1 pseudogene is annotated in these 358 nt (G+C 70.1%); it reads left to right on the forward strand.

Going from position 1 to position 358, the window contains the following annotated elements:
- Nucleotides 1-358 (forward strand): annotated as a pseudogene (locus I0Q12_RS33670) (transposase); the annotation flags it as partial.

A 358-nucleotide genomic window follows, 5' to 3' on the forward strand; every position in this document is an offset into this window, starting at 1 on the left:
GTGCCCGGGCTGCACCGAACCGCTGACCCGCCCCGGTGGCTATCACACGGCATGGTGCGAGGCGTGCAAGGTGGGTGGGAATCGTGATCATGTGGCGGCGGTGAACCTCGCCACACGGGCGTTGGTGGGGCGCAGCAGAGCGGTCCGCACTCGCAGTGGGAGCGTCGAGATCCGGACCGCGGTGCATGCCCCGGTCCGGAAATGCCGGGACAAGACCGGTCCCACCCCGCGCAGGCCTCGGCATCGCCGGGTCCGCCGCAGCATCACGGCTTCGAGACCCCCGAAGGGGGTGACACAGTCGAGGACTCGTCCTGCACCCGAAGCGTCGGTGTGGGACACGGTCGAGCCCGCAACATCG

The sequence above is a fragment of the Rhodococcus sp. CX genome (assembly GCF_015865005.1).
Lineage (GTDB): Bacteria > Actinomycetota > Actinomycetes > Mycobacteriales > Mycobacteriaceae > Rhodococcus.